At 70.2% G+C, this 18,529-nt stretch carries 20 protein-coding genes; 10 read left to right on the top strand and 10 right to left on the bottom strand.

Features of this window, described 5'->3' with window-relative positions; translation table 11 throughout:
* Positions 1-67: 67 nt before the first annotated feature.
* Genes AC5Y43_RS20275 through AC5Y43_RS20250 form a run of 6 tightly spaced genes read right to left on the bottom strand, consistent with a single transcriptional unit; the run spans position 68 to position 5,438 of the window.
* On the bottom strand, positions 68-643 hold the full coding sequence (locus tag AC5Y43_RS20275; RefSeq protein WP_499975354.1) for a suppressor of fused domain protein: 576 nt from the start codon (positions 641-643) through the stop codon (positions 68-70).
* Positions 640-1,809 carry an ABC transporter ATP-binding protein gene (locus tag AC5Y43_RS20270; protein ID WP_499975351.1) on the bottom strand — a complete coding sequence of 390 codons (1,170 nt, stop codon included), beginning with the start codon at positions 1,807-1,809 and terminating at the stop codon, positions 640-642. Before AC5Y43_RS20270 ends, AC5Y43_RS20275 begins: the two co-directional genes overlap by 4 nt.
* 4 nt (positions 1,810-1,813) lie before the next feature.
* On the bottom strand, positions 1,814-2,638 hold the full coding sequence (locus AC5Y43_RS20265) for a carbohydrate ABC transporter permease (RefSeq protein WP_499975350.1): 825 nt from the start codon (positions 2,636-2,638) through the stop codon (positions 1,814-1,816).
* On the bottom strand, positions 2,635-3,507 hold the full coding sequence (locus AC5Y43_RS20260) for a carbohydrate ABC transporter permease (RefSeq protein WP_499975348.1): 873 nt from the start codon (positions 3,505-3,507) through the stop codon (positions 2,635-2,637). The genes AC5Y43_RS20265 and AC5Y43_RS20260 overlap by 4 nt, the downstream gene beginning before the upstream one ends.
* The gene (locus AC5Y43_RS20255) at positions 3,504-4,880 is read right to left on the bottom strand and encodes an extracellular solute-binding protein (protein WP_499975346.1); all 1,377 of its coding nucleotides are present in this window, start codon (positions 4,878-4,880) and stop codon (positions 3,504-3,506) included. Before AC5Y43_RS20255 ends, AC5Y43_RS20260 begins: the two co-directional genes overlap by 4 nt.
* A 30-nt stretch (positions 4,881-4,910) precedes the next feature.
* Positions 4,911-5,438, bottom strand: a complete 528-nt coding sequence (locus tag AC5Y43_RS20250) for a YflT domain-containing protein (RefSeq protein WP_499975344.1) — start codon at positions 5,436-5,438, stop codon at positions 4,911-4,913.
* Positions 5,439-5,532: 94 nt separating this feature from the next.
* Between AC5Y43_RS20250 and AC5Y43_RS20245 the strand changes: the two genes are divergently transcribed.
* The 5 genes from AC5Y43_RS20245 (at position 5,533) to AC5Y43_RS20225 (ending at position 10,386) form a co-directional block, all read left to right on the top strand.
* A complete protein-coding gene (locus tag AC5Y43_RS20245) occupies positions 5,533-5,940 on the top strand; it encodes a DUF4190 domain-containing protein (RefSeq protein ID WP_499975342.1) in 408 nt (135 codons plus the stop codon).
* Positions 5,941-5,982: 42 nt separating this feature from the next.
* Positions 5,983-7,293, top strand: a complete 1,311-nt coding sequence (locus tag AC5Y43_RS20240; RefSeq protein ID WP_499975341.1) for a magnesium transporter MgtE N-terminal domain-containing protein — start codon at positions 5,983-5,985, stop codon at positions 7,291-7,293.
* The gene (locus AC5Y43_RS20235; protein WP_499975340.1) at positions 7,290-7,832 is read left to right on the top strand and encodes a DUF1003 domain-containing protein; all 543 of its coding nucleotides are present in this window, start codon (positions 7,290-7,292) and stop codon (positions 7,830-7,832) included. The genes AC5Y43_RS20240 and AC5Y43_RS20235 overlap by 4 nt, the downstream gene beginning before the upstream one ends.
* Before the next feature lie 100 nt (positions 7,833-7,932).
* Complete coding sequence (locus tag AC5Y43_RS20230) at positions 7,933-9,204, top strand: lytic transglycosylase domain-containing protein (RefSeq protein ID WP_499975338.1); 1,272 nt, start codon at positions 7,933-7,935, stop codon at positions 9,202-9,204.
* Positions 9,205-9,240: 36 nt separating this feature from the next.
* The gene (locus AC5Y43_RS20225) at positions 9,241-10,386 is read left to right on the top strand and encodes an Mrp/NBP35 family ATP-binding protein (protein WP_499975337.1); all 1,146 of its coding nucleotides are present in this window, start codon (positions 9,241-9,243) and stop codon (positions 10,384-10,386) included.
* Positions 10,387-10,479: 93 nt separating this feature from the next.
* Here AC5Y43_RS20225 and tatB read toward each other — a convergent pair whose 3' ends face one another.
* The 4 genes from tatB to sigE all read right to left on the bottom strand — a co-directional run bounded on the left by tatB (position 10,480) and on the right by sigE (position 13,679).
* Positions 10,480-10,857, bottom strand: a complete 378-nt coding sequence (gene tatB / locus AC5Y43_RS20220; RefSeq protein ID WP_499975335.1) for a Sec-independent protein translocase protein TatB — start codon at positions 10,855-10,857, stop codon at positions 10,480-10,482.
* Positions 10,858-12,387 (bottom strand): serine protease HtrA, encoded by a 1,530-nt coding sequence (gene htrA / locus AC5Y43_RS20215; RefSeq protein WP_499975334.1) that lies wholly within the window; start codon positions 12,385-12,387, stop codon positions 10,858-10,860.
* A gap of 69 nt (positions 12,388-12,456) precedes the next feature.
* A complete protein-coding gene (gene rseA / locus AC5Y43_RS20210) occupies positions 12,457-12,834 on the bottom strand; it encodes an anti-sigma E factor RseA (RefSeq protein WP_499975332.1) in 378 nt (125 codons plus the stop codon).
* 83 nt (positions 12,835-12,917) lie between these two features.
* Complete coding sequence (sigE, locus tag AC5Y43_RS20205) at positions 12,918-13,679, bottom strand: RNA polymerase sigma factor SigE (RefSeq protein ID WP_499975331.1); 762 nt, start codon at positions 13,677-13,679, stop codon at positions 12,918-12,920.
* A gap of 202 nt (positions 13,680-13,881) precedes the next feature.
* Between sigE and AC5Y43_RS20200 the strand changes: the two genes are divergently transcribed.
* The 5 genes from AC5Y43_RS20200 to AC5Y43_RS20180 all read left to right on the top strand — a co-directional run bounded on the left by AC5Y43_RS20200 (position 13,882) and on the right by AC5Y43_RS20180 (position 18,528).
* On the top strand, positions 13,882-14,544 hold the full coding sequence (locus AC5Y43_RS20200) for an O-methyltransferase (RefSeq protein WP_499975329.1): 663 nt from the start codon (positions 13,882-13,884) through the stop codon (positions 14,542-14,544).
* A gap of 136 nt (positions 14,545-14,680) precedes the next feature.
* Positions 14,681-15,319, top strand: coding sequence for a TetR/AcrR family transcriptional regulator (locus AC5Y43_RS20195; RefSeq protein WP_499975328.1), 639 nt, complete (start codon positions 14,681-14,683; stop codon positions 15,317-15,319).
* Positions 15,309-16,226 (top strand): ABC transporter ATP-binding protein, encoded by a 918-nt coding sequence (locus AC5Y43_RS20190; protein WP_499975325.1) that lies wholly within the window; start codon positions 15,309-15,311, stop codon positions 16,224-16,226. The genes AC5Y43_RS20195 and AC5Y43_RS20190 overlap by 11 nt, the downstream gene beginning before the upstream one ends.
* Positions 16,223-17,857 (top strand): ABC transporter permease, encoded by a 1,635-nt coding sequence (locus AC5Y43_RS20185; protein ID WP_499975324.1) that lies wholly within the window; start codon positions 16,223-16,225, stop codon positions 17,855-17,857. The genes AC5Y43_RS20190 and AC5Y43_RS20185 overlap by 4 nt, the downstream gene beginning before the upstream one ends.
* Positions 17,854-18,528, top strand: coding sequence for a methyltransferase family protein (locus AC5Y43_RS20180; RefSeq protein ID WP_499975322.1), 675 nt, complete (start codon positions 17,854-17,856; stop codon positions 18,526-18,528). The genes AC5Y43_RS20185 and AC5Y43_RS20180 overlap by 4 nt, the downstream gene beginning before the upstream one ends.
* The last annotated feature ends 1 nt before the right edge of the window (position 18,529 follow it).

The following is an 18,529-nucleotide window of genomic DNA, read 5'->3' as shown; positions in this document are numbered from 1 at the left end:
CGGAAAAAAGCGGAAAAGCGGCCAGATTCTCGCCATGAGAGCACGCTCGGCGAACAGCCAGCAGGCCTCAGCGTGGTTGCGCGGCGGGGCGTTTGGGGTCCAGCACGTCGACGCCGTCGGTCTCCCACGCCTGGCGCATCGCGTCGACGCCCTTGAGCCGCACCCAGGCGGCCTCGGTCGCGGTGATCGGCGTCGCCGATAAAAATGTCACCGGGTCGGCGGGCGGGTCCAGCGGCAACTCCGGGATGTCGCAATGCCCCAGCAGCACCGCGGTGAACGGCGCGCCCGCCCACAGCGGCGCGCCGAGGTCGATCAGCGCGTCGGGCACCAGCACCGTTCCCTCCACGGCGGGCGTGGCCGCGACGATCGCCAAACCGCGCACCAGCCCGGCCAACGGGCCCGGGTTACGCAGCCGCAGCACGACTTCGGCGCGCGGGCCACGCAGCGGGTCGGCGATCAACTCGGCCGGATCGACCATGGGTTGACGCGCACAGCCCAGCGACACGTAGTGCGCCAGCGTGCCCACAACGAATCGCGCCACCTCGATCGGTTCGACGCCCAGAAACGTCACGCTCGCCGAATCCGGCCGCCCCCCATAGTGCCCGACCAGGTGCGCGCGCACGCGGTCCACGATCGCGGTCACGGCGCGACGGTCATGTTCGCCCCGGAGGCGGCGTCGAACACCGCCACCTTCGACGTGTCCAGCGCCAGCTCGATCGACTGTCCCAGCGAAGCCCGGGACTCGGCGGGAACCCTTGCCACGAACCGGTTTTCGTGCATCTCACCCTCGGCCTCCAGCTCGTCCAGCTGTGCGGCGTGCACGGCCGGGCCCGCCGTGGCGAAGTAGACGTACTTGTCGGCGCCGAGCGACTCGACCAACTCGACCTTCGCCTGGAACGTCAGGGCCCCGATGCGCGTATAGCCGTCGATCAGCGCGGCGTCGGCCAGGTGCTCGGGACGCACCCCGACAATAACGCCGGCCGCGGGTTTGGGGTGCCGCTCGATCACCTGACACACCTCGGGCGCCAGCGTCACCTCGCCGAAGGGCAGCGTCAGCCCGAAAGACGTCAGGGTCGCGGGGAAGAAGTTCATCGCCGGCGAGCCGATGAAGCCCGCGACGAACAGGTTGGCCGGCCGCTCGTAAAGCTCTTCGGGCGTGCCGATTTGCTGCGCCACACCGCCGTGCATCACTACCACCCGGTCGCCCAGCGTCATGGCCTCGGTCTGATCGTGGGTGACGTAGACGGTGGTGGTGCCCAGCCTGCGCTGCAACCGGGCGATCTCGCCGCGCATCTGCACCCGCAGCTTGGCGTCCAGGTTGGACAGCGGCTCGTCCATCAAAAACGCCTTGGGCTGGCGCACGATCGCCCGGCCCATCGCGACCCGCTGCCGCTGCCCGCCCGACAATTGGGCGGGCTTGCGGTCCAAAAGCTCGGTCAGGTCTAGGGTTTTCGCCGTCTCGGCGACCTTCTGCGCGATCGCGGCCTTCTTCATCTTGGCCAGCGTAAGCGGGAACGCGATGTTCTGCCGCACGGTCATGTGCGGGTACAAGGCATACGACTGGAAGACCATCGCGATGTCGCGGTCCTTGGGCGCCTTGTCGTTCACCCGCACGCCGTCGATGCGCAGCTCGCCCGACGAGATATCCTCAAGCCCGGCAATCATATTCAGCGTGGTGGTCTTGCCGCAGCCGGAGGGCCCGACCAGGATCAAAAACTCGCCGTCGCCGATGGCGAGGTTGAGGTCGCGCACCGCGGGGGAGCCGTCGGCGTAGCTCTTGCTGACGTGCTCCAAGACAATCTCGGCCATCGCGCTATCCCTTCACAGCGCCAGAGGTCAACCCGGCGACAATCCGTCGTTGGAAAATTAGAACAAAAACGATGATCGGGACGGTAATCACCACGGCGCCGGCCGCGATCGATCCGGTGGGCTCCTCGAACTGCGAACTGCCGCTGAAGTTCGCGATCGCCACCGGTGCGGTGATCGCGGCCTCGGTGGCGGTCAGCGACAGCGCCAGCAGCAGGTCGTTCCAGGCGAAGATGAACACCAGGATCGCCGCGGTCACCAGCCCGGGTGCCGCCAGCGGCACGATCACCATGCGGAAGGCCTGACCCGGCGTGGCGCCGTCCACCTTGGCCGCCTTCTCCAAATCCCACGGGATCTCGCGGAAGAAGGCCGACAACGTGTAAATGGCCAGGGGCAGCGCGAAAGTGATGTAGGGCAGGATCAGGCCGGGCCACGTGTCGAACAGCCCGATAACGCGCTCGATGTCGAACAACGGTGTGACGAGCGAGATGGCCGGGAACATGGCGATCAGCAAGGCGGCCCCGATCAGCAGCCGCTTGCCCGGAAAGTCCAGCCGGGCGATCGCATAGGCCGCCATCGCGCCGAGGACCACCGCGATCGCGGTGGTGATCAGCCCGATCCCGACGGAATTGACCAGCGCCGAGCTGAAGAACTCGCCCCGGAAGATGCCGCGATAGTTCTCCAGCGTCACCGACGACGGAATCAGCCTGCCGTCCTTGACCATTGACGCCGGTTTGAGCGAGAGCGACACAATCCAGGCCACCGGAAGCAGCGCGTAAACCACGACAAGAGCGTCGACCACGGCCCAGAACGCAACCCGTCGCCCGTTCATTCGGCCGCACCGCCGGGCGCTGATCCTGGTTGAGACGCGCCGAACACCTTGATGTAGACCAACGCGATCACCCCCACACACAGGAAGATCAGCACGCTGATCGCCGAACCCAGGCCCACGTTGAAGCCCTTGAACAGGTTGTCGTAGCCCAGGATCGACACCGAGTCGGTGTTGTTGGCGCCGTCGGTCAGCACGTAGATGTTGTCGAAGATGCGGAAGGCGTCCAGCGTCCGGAACAGCAGCGCCACCACCACGGCCGGCTTGATGATCGGCAGGATGACCCGGGTCAGCCGCCGCCAGGCGCCCGCCCCGTCGACGTGGGCGGCCTTCATCAGGTCCTCGGGCACCAGCGCCAGCCCCGCCAGCAGCAGCAGCGACATGAACGGCGTCGTCTTCCAGACCTCGGCGAGCACCACGATGCCCAGCGACGGAATCTGTTGCGTCAGCGGCGCGCTCGAAGCGGGCAACAAATTCGCCAGGTAGCCGGTCCCCGGCGTCCACGCGTAGTACCAGCTGTACGACGCGACGACGGTGACAATGCCGTACGGGATCAGCACCGCGGTGCGCACCAAACCCCTGCCGACGAGCGTGCGGTGCATCACCAGCGCCAGCGCCAGGCCGAGCGCGAACTCGATCGCCACCGACACCACCGTGATGCCCAGCGTCACCGCCAGCGCCGTCCACCAATACCGGTCGGTCAAAATTGTGACGTAGTTACCCAACCCGACGAACGCGGTGTCATTCGGGGTGGCAAAGTTGTTGCGCTGCAGGCTGAGCCACACCGCGTAGCCGATCGGGTATGCCGTCACCGCCAGCATCAGGGTCGCCGCCGGCGCGACGAGCAAAAACGCGAGCCGCCGTTCGGTCACGGCAACAGCCCCCGGCCGTCGAGGGCCTGGCGCGCCTGCGCGGCGAGTTCGTCGGCCGTGCGCTCCGGGTCGATCCGGGTGATCGGGCTCAATGCCGACGACAGCCGCAGCGACAGCGCCTGATACACCGGCGTCGCCGGGCGCACGGCGGCGTCGGTGAGCTGCCGGCGGATCACCGCCCACATCGGGTACTTGGCCTGAAACTGCGGATCGGAATACAGCGATGCGCGCACCGCGGGCAGCCCGCCCTGAATCGACACGTACCTCTGGCTCGCCACGCTGCGCAGGCAGCGCACCGCCTCGAACGCCTCGGCGCGGTGACGGGTGGTGCCGGCCACCGCCAGGTTCAGCCCGCCGATCGTCACCTTGGCCGGGCGGTCCCGGGCCACGCCGGGATACGGCGCGAAGCCGAACACCCTCCGGCTGGCGTCGTAGGCGATGCGGAACTGCTCGTCGGTGGGCGCGAACGTCCCGACGTCGTTGACGGCGCCGGCCAGCGCGGGGTCGCGGTTCAGCGGCAGAAACGGCACGCCGCCCTTCACCGCGTTCTCCAGCAGCGACGCCAGCACATACGGCCAGTTGACCTCCAGTGCGGCCCTACCCTGCTCCACCGCCAGCCGCGCGGTGCCCTCGTCGGTCCGGCTGATCGACGGGTCGGCCCCCGGCGCGGTGGCGACGGCTTTGAGGATCCGCAGCGCGCGCACGGTGGCGTCGCGGTGGTCGGGCGTGTCGGTCAGCGTGACCTGCCGGCCGTCCTCGGAGAGCACCTGACCCCCGGCGCTGACCAACAGCGTGTTGAACCACACCACCAGGCCCTCGCCCTGGTTGGCCTGCACGGCAATCCACGCCGGCCCGCCGGTGGCGTGCAGCCTGGCGGCCTCGGCCACCATGGCGTCCCACGTCGCCGGCGGTTGGCTCACCAGATCCGGCCGGTACCATAGCGATTCGGTGTTGGTCGTCACCGGCGCGCCGTACAGTCGGTGCTTCCACCGGGCCGTCGCGAGCGGGCCGGGCAGCGTGTCGGCGAGGGCGTCGGCCTCGGCCCGCCCCGCCGGGTCGTCGGACAGCGGCAGCGCCCAGCCCGCCTCGGCGAACTCCGCGGTCCACACCACGTCCAGCGCCATCACGTCCAGGCCGCGGTCGTGGGCGCTCAGCCGCCGCGCAAGCTGCACCCGCTGCTCGCCGGGCCCCCGCGGCAGGCTCACGTGCCGGATGGCGAAACGTCCCCGAAACTGTCGCGTGCACTCCGCCGCGAGCGCGGTGAAGGTGGCCGCGTCGGTGGCCGGCGTGTAAACGGTGACCACCACGCCGCTCCCGCCGGACCCGCACCCGGACAGCGCGACGGTGAGCAGCACCAGGGCGATTGCGCCCATCCGGCGCGCCCGCCCAGGACCGTCGGTCACTCAGATCGCCAGGCGCGCCAGCAGATCCCGCGCCTTCTCTGCGTTTTGCGGATCGCAGAGCACGTCGTAGCGGCCGGCCACCAATTGCATCGTCGAGCTGAAATCCCTTGTGCCTTTGGCCATTGCGTATGGGACGGCCGAGGTGATCAGGCCGAAGAACACCCCGGCGACCAGGCCGGTGACCAGCGCCCCCCATGGGCTGGGGCTGAAGAAGCCGAGCACCAAGCCGATGAACAGGCCGAGCCAGGCCCCGCTGAGGACGCCGCCGCCGAGCACCTTCGGCCACGTCAGCCGGCCGGTGACGCGCTCGACCTGCATGAGGTCCACGCCGACGATGGTCACCTGCTGCACCGGGAATTCCTGCTCGGACAGGTAGTCGACCGCGCGCTGCGCCTCGGCGTAGGTGGGATACGACCCGACCGGCCAGCCCTTGGGCGGCGTCGGCAACGACGGCACGCCACGCCGGCCGGCCGCGGGGCCCTGGGGCGTGGCGCCGGGAACCTGCCCCGGCTGGAACGGACTAGTCATCGCTGCTCACTCTCCTCCGCCTCGGCCATCTTCTCACCTCCGGGCCGTCATTTCGCGGCCGAGTCGGCCGCACCCCATGCGTTAGGTTGAATCCATGTCAGCTCCCGGCGGTGGCTTCGGCGACGAGGCCCACCCGCCGCAGGGCGGCCGGGACGACTGGACACCGCCCTGGAATCCGCCGCCCGCCTACGGCCCCCCGCCCGCCTACGGCCCGCCGCCCGCGTACGGCCCACCGCCGGGGTATGGCCCTCCGCCGCCGGGCTACCCGGTTCAGGCCGGGACCAATAGCTTGGCGATCGCCTCGTTTGTCGCGTCGTTCACCGGATTTCTGTTGTGCGTCATCGGCTCGACGCTGGCCATCGTGCTGGGCGTGATCGCGCTGAACCAGATCAAGCAGACGCGCCAGGACGGTTACGGCCTGGCCGTGGCCGGCATCGTGATCGGCGTCGGCACCCTGGTGGTGTTCTTGATCATCGCGATGTTCAGCATCCATTCGCGCTAGCTCAAGACTGCCTTCCGCACGGCGGCTGAATAGGCTCTCCCTATGGGATCGGTCAACAGGGTCTACGTCGCGCGGCTGCCGCGCATGTTGGTGCTGGGCCCGCTCGGCGAAAGCTTCGGCCGCGTCCGCGACGTCGTGATCAGCATCAGCATCGTCCGCCAGCAGCCCCGTGTCCTGGGGCTGGTCGTCGACCTGGCCACGCGCCGCAGCATCTTCATCCCGATGTTGCGCGTGGCGGCGATCGAGCCCAACGCGGTGACGCTCAACACCGGCAACGTGTCGCTGCGCCACTTCGAGCAGCGGCCCGGGGAGGTGCTGGCGATGGGCCAGGTGCTCGACACGCCGGTCAAGGTCGCCGACCCCGAACTTCCTGAGCTGGCCGGCCTCGAGGTCGTCATCACCGACCTGGGCATCGAGCAGATCCGCACCCGCGACTGGCTGGTGACCCGGGTCGCCGTGCGCACCCACCGGCGGCTGGGACGGCGCGGTCCCGTGCACGTCGTGGACTGGCACAACGTGCAGGGCCTGACCCCGTCGGCGCTGGCGCTGCCGGGCCAGGGGGTGGCGCAGCTGCTCGACCAGTTCGAAGGCCGCAAGGCCGTCGACGTGGCCGACGCGATCCGCGGGCTGCCGCCCAAGCGCCGCTACGAGGTGCTCAAGGCCCTCAACGACGAGCGGCTGGCCGACATCCTGCAGGAGCTGCCCGAGTTGGACCAGGCCGACGTGCTCTCCCAGCTGGGCACCGACCGCTCCGCCGACGTGCTCGAAGAGATGGATCCCGACGACGCCGCCGACCTGCTCGGCGTGCTGAATCCGACCGACGCCGAGATGCTGCTGACGCGGATGGATCCCGACGAGTCCGAGCCGGTGCGCCGGCTGCTCACCCACTCCCCCGACACCGCCGGCGGCCTGATGACCTCCAACCCGGTGGTGCTGACCCCGGACACCTCGGTCGCCGAGGCGCTGGCCCGCGTCCGCGATCCCGACCTCACCCCGGCGCTGTCGTCGATGATCTTCGTGGCGCGCCCGCCGACGGCCACCCCCACGGGGCGCTACCTGGGCGTCGTCCAGCTGCAGCGGCTGCTGCGCGAGGCGCCGGCCGAGCTGGTCGGCGGGATCGTCGACAGCGACCTGCTCACCCTGACGCCGGAGACCCCGCTGGGCGCGGTGACCCGCTACCTCGCCGCCTACAACCTGGTCTGCGGGCCGGTGCTCGACGACCAGAACCATCTGCTGGGGGCGGTCACCGTGGACGACCTGCTCGACCACCTGCTGCCGCACGACTGGCGCCGGGACGCGCAGGAGCTGGACACCACCGGCCGCATCGAACGACGACTGGAGGGATCCGGGTGAGCAAAACCACGGCGCCGCGACGGCTGTACACCCCCCGGACGTCGCGCAGGTACTCGCCGCGGCTGGACCCCGAGGCCGTCGGGCAGATCACCGAGTCCATCGCGCGGTTCTTCGGCACCGGCCGCTACCTGCTGTTGCAGACGATCGCGGTGGTGTTGTGGATCTTGCTGAACGTGTTCGCGGTGGCGGTGCGCTGGGACCCCTACCCGTTCATCCTGCTCAACCTGGCCTTCTCCACGCAGGCCGCCTACGCGGCGCCGCTGATCCTGCTGGCCCAGAACCGCCAGGAGAACCGCGACCGTGTCGCGCTCGACGAGGACCGCCGCCGCGCCGCACAGACCAAGGCCGACACCGAATACCTGGCCCGCGAGCTGGCGGCGCTGCGGCTGGCCGTGGGCGAGGTCGCGACGCGCGAATACCTGCGTCACGAGCTCGAGGACATCCGCACTATGCTGGCCGGGCTACTGCCGGAAGGCGCGGACGGGGAGGCCGTGGGTGCGGGTGACGACGGGGAGCGGGCGGCTAAGAAATCCCGCTAATTATCAAATCCACCATTGCGCCACTCCCGTCACGGGGGTTATGTATTGTGATCTGGTTCACGAAGCTAAGCAGGTAGTTTCCCGACCTTAGGACGGTCGAGTGCGCATTGGGGGACGCTGGGGTGCACGCCCGGCCGCCGCGGCGGACCGGCCGCGAGCACTTCACTTGAGCGGCATGACGAGAAGCCCGGCATTCGGCGTCGCCGTGATCAGCCCCCTGATATTCGCCGGAGCGGTCGGGGCCGCGGCGCCCGCCGTTCCGGGGCAGGCCCCGCCGGTCCACAGCCAGGTCGCGCCGGTGAGCGCGGCCATTTTTCCGGTCGCCGCGGTCTCGCCGACGGTCCCCGACACCACCGGTCCGGTGGTCATCGCCCTCGACCGCGCGCCGACGGCGTTCCACATCGCCGAGGCCGCCCCGTCCGCACCGCCGCCGCCGATGATCGTGAATGCCCCTGGCGCGCTGGGGATCCCGTCGATCGCGCTGGCCGCATACCGCAGCGCGGAGATGAAGATGGCCTCCGTCGCGCCCGGCTGCGGGCTCAGCTGGAACCTGCTCGCCGGCATCGGGCGCATCGAGTCGGGCCACGCGGGCGGCGGGGCCGTCGACGCGCGCGGCACCGCGGTCGTCCCGATCTACGGCCCGGCGCTGGACGGCACGCTGCCCGGCAACGAGGTCATCCTGCAGAGCAGCGTCGGCAGCCGTCCCACCTACGCGCGCGCCATGGGGCCGATGCAGTTCCTGCCCGGTACCTGGGCGCGCTACGCCGTCGACGGCAAGGGCGACGGCACCGCCGACCCGCAGAACCTGTTCGACTCCGCGCTCGCGGCCGCCCGCTACCTGTGCAGCGGCGGGCTCAACCTGCGCGACCCGGCACAGGTCATGTCCGCGATCCTGCGCTACAACAACTCGATGGCCTACGCGCAGAACGTGCTGGGGTGGGCCGCGGCATACGCCACCGGCGTGGTCCCGGTCGACCTGCCGCCGATGACGGGGCCGCCGCCGCCGCTGGGCAACGCGCACGACGAGAACCCCGAGGGCCTGGGCCCCGGCCTGCCGATGAACGTCATCGGGCTGCCGACCGACGATCCGTTCGCGCGCACGCCGCTGTTCGACCTGAGCGGGACGCAACCCACCGTTGCGCAGCAGCAGCCGATGTTCCCGTGGATGACGCCCCCGCAACAGCAGCAGGCACCCACACAGTTGCCCGGCTGCACCGTGATCTGCATCGGTCCGCAAAGCCCGCCGCCGCCACCCGCGTTCGCGCCGCCGCCGGCTTTCGCGCCGCCCGCCTTCGCCCCGCCCCCGCCGATGCCGCCGGCCCCGGCGGCCGGCGCTCCGCGGCCCGCGGGGCCGGGCCCGGCGGGCGGCTGAGGAGCCTCACCCGGGGCACGCCTACACTCGGTGGCGATGTCCAACAATGATGCCGCCGAGCTGAGCGCCGCCATCCGCACCGCACTGGCGAAGGTGATCGACCCCGAATTGCGCCGTCCCATCACCGAACTCGGGATGGTCAAAAGCGTCGACGTCGAACCAAGCGGCGACGTGCACGTCGCGATCTACCTGACCACCGCCGCCTGCCCGAAGAAGACCGAAATCAGCGAGCGCGTCACCGCCGTGGCCGCCGACGTCCCCGGCACCGGCACGGTCAAGGTCACCCTCGACGTGATGAGCGACGAGCAGCGCACCGAGTTGCGCAAGCAGCTGCGCGGGGACGCCCGCGAGCCGGTCATCCCGTTCGCCCAACCCAACTCCCTGACCCGGGTGTACGCCGTCGCGTCGGGCAAGGGCGGCGTCGGGAAGTCAAGCGTCACAGTCAATCTCGCTGCGGCGATGGCCGCGCGCGGCCTGTCGGTCGGCGTACTCGACGCCGACATCCACGGCCACTCCGTGCCCCGGATGATGGGCAGCACCGACCGGCCCACCCAGGTCGAGTCGATGATCCTGCCGCCCATCGCCCACGAGGTGAAGATCATCTCGATCGCGCAGTTCACCGAGGGCAACACCGCGGTGGTGTGGCGCGGCCCGATGCTGCACCGCGCGCTGCAGCAGTTCTTGTCCGACGTCTACTGGGGCGACCTGGACGTGCTGCTGCTCGACCTGCCGCCCGGCACCGGCGACGTCGCCATCTCGCTGGCGCAGCTGCTGCCCAGCGCGGAGATCCTGGTGGTGACCACGCCGCAGCAGGCCGCGGCCGAGGTCGCCGAACGCGCCGGCAGCATCGCGCTGCAAACCCGCCAGCGCGTCGTCGGCGTGGTGGAGAACATGTCCGGGCTGACGCTGCCCGACGGCAGCACGCTGGCGGTGTTCGGCGAGGGCGGCGGGCGGCAGGTCGCCGAGCGGTTGTCGCGCGCGGTCGGCGCCGACGTGCCGCTGCTGGGCCAGATCCCGCTGGACCCGGCGCTGGTCGCCGCCGGCGATTCCGGCGTTCCGATCGTATTGAGCGCGCCCGACTCCCCCGCCGGCAAGGAACTGCGCGGGGTGGCCGACAGCCTGTCCTCGCGACGGCGCGGCCTGGCGGGCGTGTCGCTGGGGCTCGACCCGACCAAGCACTAACCCCCCTACCCGCGAGCGGCCGTGTCTGTACACCGACACGCCGTCCAGGGCGTGCATTTGGGGTCGCTCGCGCCCGAGGATCGCGCCCGAGGATTACGTCGCGTCGGCGTCGAACGGTGCCGGCCCCGAAGCAGGCCCGGGCGCCACCGGCTTCGGCGCCGCGCCGTTTACCGGCTTCTCGAAGTTGCCCGTGAAGAAAGAGTCGTCGCCGTCCAACAAATGCTTGGTCAGCGCGGCGCGCGGCGTCATGCCGCGCAGCTTCTGCAGCTCCGAGAGGGGACCGCGCAGGTCGTCGAACTCGGGGCCGATGTCCTCGCGCAGCTGGCTGGTCACGCCGGACAGGTAGTCGCGGGCCTGGCGCAGCGCGGTGGCGCTCCAGCGGATGGCGCCGGGGAGCCGCTCGGGGCCGAGGACCAGCAGCCCGACCACCACGAGGACGAGCATTTCTCCCCAGCCGACGTTGGCGAACATCTAGCCCTTATCCCCGTCGGGTTTCACCGTCAGCGTGACGTGCCGGCCGTCGCGGACGACCTCGATCGGGGCGTCCTGCCCGATCGTCAGCTGCCGCACGGCGACGACGAACTCGTCGGCGTCGGCGACCTTGCGGTTGCCGACCTTGACGATCACGTCGTTCTCCAGGATCCCGCCCTTTTGCGCGGGGCTGCCCGCCTTCACGTTGGCGACCTGGGCGCCGGCCGCGATCGCGTTGCTCACGCTGCGGGTGCTGACGCCCAGCGTGGGGTGCACGATCTTGCCGTCCTTGATCAGCGTCTGCGCGACCTGCTTGGCCTCGTTGATCGGGATGGCGAAGCCCAGCCCGCTGGCGCTGTCCGACAGCGATTTGCCGGCGGTGTTGATGCCGATCACCTGCGAACTCATGTCGATCAGCGGGCCGCCGGAGTTGCCGTGGTTGATCGAGGCGTCGGTCTGCACGGCGTCGATGACGGTGTCGGTGTCGGAGCCCTCGCCGGACAGCGGGACGGGCCGGTGCAGCGCGCTGACGATCCCATGGGTCACGGTGCTGCGCAGGCCCAGCGGCGCGCCGGCGGCCAGCACCTCGTCGCCGACGCGGATCTTGTCGGAGTCACCGAGCTGGGCCACGCTCAGGTTGTCGACGTTGTCGACCTTGAGCACCGCCAGGTCGGTCTTGGGGTCGCGGCCGACCAGGTTGGCCGGCACCTCCTTGCCGTCGTTGAACACCACCGTCGTCTTGAACTGGCTGGGGTTGTTGGCCGCCTCGGAGATGACGTGGTTGTTGGTGACGATGTAGCCGCGTCCGTCGATGACGACGCCGGAGCCCTGCATGCCCTCCTGGTCGCTCTTGGACTCGATGGTCACCACCGAGTTGGCCGTCGCCGACGCCACCTTGGCGAACCGGCCGGCCGGTGATTCGCCGTTGTTGCTGGTCGACAACGTCACCTTCGAGGTGGTGAACGCCTCGACGACCTCGGCCGTCTTGCGCCCGATCACCCCGCCGATCGCGCCGATCACCAGCGCGGTCGCCAGCAGGACGCCCAGCGCCAGGTAGGACACGTGGCGCCCGAACAGCACGTCGCGGACCCCGAGCTTGCCGCGGTAGCCCGGCACGCCGTGCGGTCCCGCCGGCGCCACCGCCGGGGTCCCCAGCGCGGCCCCGGCGGCGGGGTCACGCCACGGGTCGGCGGCGGCCTCGGCCTCGGCGCCGTCCTTCTCGCCGGCCAGCGCACCGGCGTCGATCGGGTGGCGCTGCAGCGACTCCACGGTGCCGACGGGCCGCCCGAACGCCTCGCCGAGGACGGGGTCGGCCGGTTGCTCGTGGGGTACGTACTCGACCTCCTCGCGGTACTTCCGCGGGCGGACACGCTCGGCGATGAAGGAGCCGCGCAGCCCGGCGGGGCGGCTGAACATCTGACGCGAGGCGGCGTCGACCGGTGGCCGGGAGATGGGGCGCGGCGGCAGGCGCTCGCCGTTGTCGTTGCCGCTGTTATTGGCGTCGGAGGTCACATCATCCCCTCGAAACATGCCGCTTACCGGCCGGTTTGGGCGCACGGCCGTTGTCCGTGTCCACCCTAGTATCCACGGGTGCGGCGGCTAGCGGCGCTTACGCTGGTCGCGCTCGTCGAACTCGGATGTCGCCTCGTCATCCGACGGATGATGCGGAATTTCCGACAGCATCCCCAGCAGGTTGCTGGGGATGTGGATCGGGCGCGAGTCGCGCAGCGCCGCACGCGCGCGGCCCTGATCCTCGACCTCGGCCGCGCATTCCGGGCACAGCGACAGGTGATGCGCGGCGCGCAGGTGGGCGTTCATCCGCAACTCGCCGTCGACGAACGCCGCGACGGCCTCGATGGACAGGTGCTCGGTGGAGCGGAACCGGCGCGGCACGCCGACGGGCGCGTCGCTCTGGGACGCGAACTGTGCGGGCAGCCAGGAGAACGCGCGGCGAAACACCTCTCCCCGGTCGGCCATCGACAAATCCCTTCGTCGCACACTTATCCCTCGAATGTAGCGCGACGCCGGGCCGAAATGGCCCCGTTAGCTCGCCGAAAGTGTCAGATCCGGGCCGCGTCGGCGCGCTCGCCGTGCTCGGGGTGCGCGGCCAGGTAGTCGCGCAGCGCCTGGCGTCCGCGATGGATGCGGCTGCGCACGGTGCCCAGCTTCACGCCCAGGGTGGCGCCGATCTCCTCGTACGACAACCCCTCGATATCGCACAGCACCACCGCGGCACGGAACTCCGGCGGCAGCGAATCCAGCGCGGCCTGCAGGTCTGGACCCAGCCGCGAATCGTGGTAGATCTGCTCGGGATTGGGCTCGTCGGCGGGCACCCGGTCGTAGTCCTCGGGCAGCGCCTCCATGCGGATGCGCGCGCGCCGGCGCACCATGTCGAGGAACAGGTTGGTGGTGATGCGGTGCAGCCAGCCTTCGAAGGTTCCCGGCTGGTAGTTCTGCACCGAACGGAAGACCCGAATGAACGTCTCCTGGGTCAGGTCCTCGGCGTCCTGCGGGTTGCCCGAAAGCCGGTAGGCCAGGCGGTAGACGCGGTCGGCGTGCTGGCGGACCAGCTCGTCCCAGGACGGCATCGTCGCCTTGTCCCCCGTTGCGTCGAACACCGCGGTGCCCTGCAGCTCTTCGGTCGTTTCCACCCATTCGTCGTCGCGGCACTCCTGCGGGTGCGACATGGTCGTCGGGCTCAAAAGCGCTGTGGTGATTGGATCCTCCAGGTTTGGCAGTTCGTCGGCGTCAACGCGAAGCTGCCAGTGCGTATTCCCATTCCGGTGATTTGTATTCCCGGTCCCCCGACCTCCACGCTCCATACGCATACCGTCGCCCATCGGCGTATGCGGGGCATAGGAGCAGACTGAGGTTTGGCTGAGAAACCAGATCGTTACCCGGGTTGATCAGGGCGAACCTCGCCGCGAGTGAGCTTGCTCGCTACGCGGATGCCGGGCGTGTCGCCGCGGCCCGAATCAGGCGCGCCTGCCCGACCGCGCGGCGAATTGGCATACGCTGCGGGGCATGGACGGCACCGACACCGAACCCCCGGCGGCACCGAGTCGGGCCGACTCGCTGTGCGCGCACGCCGAGGCGTCGATATCCGAGGACGCGTTGCTGGCCGCCGCCCGCGAGCGCGCGGAGGAGATCGGGGCAGGGGCTGTGACGCCCGCCGTCGGCGCGCTGTTGAGCCTGCTGGTCAAGCTCAGCGGCGGCAAGGCCGTCGCCGAGGTCGGCACCGGCGCGGGGGTCAGCGGGCTGTGGTTGTTGTCCGGCATGGGCGACGACGGCGTGTTGACCACCATCGACATCGAGCCCGAGTATCTGCGGTTGGCCAAGCAGTCGTTCTCCGAGGCGGGCGTCGGGCCGTCGCGCACCCGGCTGATCGGTGGCCGCGCCCAGGAGGTGCTCACCCGGCTCGCCGACGAATCCTATGACCTGGTGTTCATCGACGCCGACCCGATCGACCAGCCGGACTACGTCGTGCAGGGCGTGCGGCTGCTGCGCTCCGGCGGTGTGATCGTGGTGCACCGCGCGGCGCTGGGCGGCCGGGCCGGCGATCCCGCCGCCCGCGACGCCGAGGTGACCGCGGTGCGCGAGGCCGCCCGGCTCATCGCCGAGGACGAGCGCCTTACGCCCGCGCTGGTCCCGCTGGGCGACGGCCTGCTGGCCGCGGTCCGCGACTAATTTTGGCCAATTGGCTCTGCGGCTATGGCGCCAAAATGCGAGAAGACAACGCCATAGGCGCAGGGTGAACGCGAAATCCGCCCAAGCGCCGACGCCTCCTTGACGCCGGCCTGAACGTGCGTTTAGTCTACTGAACATGCGTTCAGCCGACCTGACCGCCGCCGCCCGGATCCGCGACGCGGCCATCGAGCAGTTCGGCCGGCACGGGTTCGGCATCGGGTTGCGCGCCATCGCCGAGGCCGCGGGGGTGAGCGCCGCGCTGGTCATCCACCACTTCGGCTCCAAGGACGGCCTGCGCAACGCCTGCGACGACTACATCGCCGCCGAGATCCGCAGCTCCAAAATCGAGGCGATGCAGTCCAAGGACCCGGCCACGTGGTTCGCGCAGCTGGCCGAGATCGAGGACTACGCACCGCTGATGGCCTACCTGGTGCGCAGCATGCAGTCCGGCGGCCAGCTCGCGACGACATTGTGGCGCAGGATGGTCGACAACACCGAGGAATACCTCGACGAGGGCGTTCGGGCCGGCACCATCAAGGCCAGTCGCGACCCGCGCGCCCGGGCCCGCTACCTGGGCATCACCGGGGGCGGCGGTTTTCTGCTGTACCTGCAAATGCACGACACCCCAACGGACATCCGCGCGGTACTGCGCGACTACGCCGACGAGATGGTGCTGCCCGCGCTGGAGATCTACACCGAAGGCCTCATGGTCGACCGCACCATGTACGACGCATTTTTGGCCGCCGATGATCAAGGAGAATCCCATGACAACTGACCACCGCGCGCCCATCGAAATCCGGGGCCTGACAAAGAACTTCGGGACGGTACGGGCGCTGGACGGCCTGGACCTGTCCGTGCGCGAAGGCGAGGTGCACGGGTTCCTGGGGCCCAACGGGGCCGGGAAGTCGACGACCATCCGCATCCTGCTGGGCCTGGTGAGGGCCGACGGCGGCAGCGTGCGGTTGCTCGGCGGCGACCCGTGGGCCGACGCCGTCGCGCTGCACCGCGACATCGCCTACGTGCCCGGCGATGTGACGCTGTGGCCGTCGCTGACCGGTGGCGAGACGATCGACCTGCTGGCCCGCATGCGCGGCGGCATCGACGAACGCCGCCGCGCCGAGCTCATCGAGCGCTTCGACCTGGACCCGCACAAGAGGGCGCGCACCTACTCCAAGGGCAACCGGCAAAAGGTCTCCTTGATCTCGGCCTTCTCGTCCCACGCGCGGCTGCTCCTACTCGACGAGCCCAGCAGCGGCCTGGACCCGTTGATGGAGAACGTGTTTCAGCAATGCGTCGCCGAGGCCCGCGACCGCGGCACGACGGTGTTGCTGTCCAGCCACATCCTGGCCGAGACGGAGGCGCTGTGCGAACGGGTGACCATCATCCGCGCCGGCAGGACCGTCGAGAGCGGAACGCTGGAGTCGATGCGCCACCTCAGCCGCACCTCGATCAAGGCCGAAATGATCGGCGACCCAGGCGATCTCAGCCGCATCAAGGGTGTCGAGGACGTCAGCTTCGACGGCAACACGCTGCGCGCCCAGGTCGACAGCGAAAGCCTCGGCGAGCTCATCCGGACCCTGGGCGACGCCGGGGTGCGCAGCCTCATCAGCCAGCCCCCGACCCTCGAGGAGCTCTTCCTGCGCCACTACAACGGCGCCGAGACCACCAAGGTGTCCGCATGAGCACCGCGACCCTGGAAAGGCCGCGCCCCGCGCAACCGCGGGCCGCGTCCAACTTCTCCGGCACGCTCGGGATGCTGCGGTTCTACCTGCGCCGCGACCGGGTGTCGATGCCGCTGTGGGTGCTGCTGCTGTCGGTGCCGCTGGCCACCGTGTACGTCGGCAGCATCGAAAAGGTCTACCCACACCAGGCCGACCGCGCCGGATTCGCGGCCTCCATCATGGCCAGCCCCGCCCAGCGCGCCCTGTACGGGCAGGTCTACAACGATAGCCTTGGGGCCGTTGGCATTTGGAAGGCCGGGATGTTCCACCTGCTGATCGCGGTGGCCGTCATCCTGACGGTGATCCGCCACACCCGCGCCGACGAGGAGACCGGGCGCACCGAACTGATGGACTCCACCGCGGTCGGCCGGTACGCCGCCCTCAGCGCGGCGCTGCTGCTGGCGTTCGGAGCGTCCATCGCCACCGGCGCGATCGGCGCGGCCGGCTTGCTGGGCACCGACGTCCCGGCCGGCGGGTCGCTCGCTTTCGGCGCCGCGCTGGCCTGCTCGGGCCTGGTCTTCACCGCCGTCGCCGCGGTGACCGCACAGCTCTCGCCGAGCTCCCGGTTCGCCCGCGGCGCCGCGTTCGCCGCGCTGGGCACCGCGTTCACCCTGCGCGCCGTCGGCGACGCCGGCGACGGAAAGCTGTCGTGGCTCTCCCCGCTTGGCTGGTCGCTGCAGGTGCGGCCGTACGCGGGTGACCGCTGGTGGGTCCTGCTGCTGCATCTGGTGACGACGGCCGCGCTCACCCTGGTGGCCTACCGGCTGCTCGCCGGGCGCGACGTGGGCGCCGGGCTCATCGCCGAACGCGCCGGACCGGGCTCCGCCGGAACGCGATTGCGCGGTGTCGACGGGCTGACGTGGCGACTCGACCGCGGCGCGCTGCTGCTGTGGACCGTGGGCCTGTGCCTGTACGGCCTGCTGATGGGCAGCGTCGTGCACGGCATCGGCGACGAGCTCGGTGACGGCACCACCGCACGCGACATCGTCGCGCGGATGGGCGGCACCAGCGCACTGGAGGACGCCTTCATCGCGGTGGCCTTCACCATGATCGGCATGGCGGCCGCCGCGTTCGCCATTTCGCTCACCCTGCGGCTGCACCAGGAGGAGACAAGCCAACACGCCGAGCCGATGCTGGCCGGCGCGGTCTCCCGGACCCGCTGGCTGGCAAGCCATTTGGCCGCCGCGCTGCTCGGGCCCGCGGCCGCGCTGCTGGCCGCCGGAGTGACGGGTGGGCTGGTCTACGGCGCCGCGGCCGGTGACGTCGGCGGCAAGCTGGGTATCGTCGTCGGCGCCGCAATGGTCCAACTGCCCGCCGTCTGGCTGCTCGCCGCGGTCACGGTCGGCGTGTTCGGCGTGGTGCCGCGGTTCACCCCGGTGGCGTGGGGGGTGCTGGTCGCCATCGTCGCGATCTACCTGATCGGCTCGCTGGCCCGGTTTCCGCAGTGGGTGCTCGACCTCGAACCGTTCGCCCACATTCCCCGGGTCGGCGCCGACTTCACCGCGGCACCGCTGCTGTGGTTGCTGGCGATCGACGCGGCACTGATCACCTTGGGGGCCATCGCCTTTCGACGGAGGGATCTGCGGCTATGAGGACCGGGGCGCAGGCCGCGACGTCGTCGGTGTGCGGGCTCGTCGGATTGGGGTTGATGCTGTTCCTGCCGGCGGGCACGCTGAACTATTGGCAGGCATGGGCTTTCGCCGCCACGTTCACCGTGGCCACCACCATCCCGAGCATCTACCTGCTGCGGACGAACCCGGCGGCCCTGCAGCGCCGGATGCGCGGCGGCCCGATGGCCGAGACCCGGCCGGTGCAAAAGGTGGTGATCACCTTGGCGTTTTTGACCCTGTTCGGCGTCGTGGTGTTCAGCGCGTTCGACCATCGGATGGGGTGGTCGTCGGTGCCGGCGTGGGTGTCGGTGCTCGGCGACGTCCTGGTGGCGACGGGGCTCGGCATCGCGATGCTGGTGGTCATCCAAAACGGTTACGCGGCAACCACGGTCACGGTGGAGTCTGGTCAGACGGTGGTCTCCACCGGCCTCTACAAGCACGTGCGGCACCCGATGTATGTCGGCAACATGTTCCTGATGCCCGGCATACCCCTCGCGCTCGGCTCGTATTGGGGGCTGCTGTTCCTCGTGCCGGGCGTCGCGGTGCATGTGCTGCGCATCCGCGACGAGGAGCGGTTGCTCGCCCAGGAGCTGCCCGGCTACCGCGAGTACACGCAGCGCGTACGCTACCGGCTGGTGCCCCACGTGTGGTGAC

The sequence above is a fragment of the Mycobacterium sp. NGS57 genome (assembly GCF_059812405.1).
Note: the sequence above shows the minus strand (reverse complement) of the source record. Positions and strands in the feature narration are given on the sequence as shown.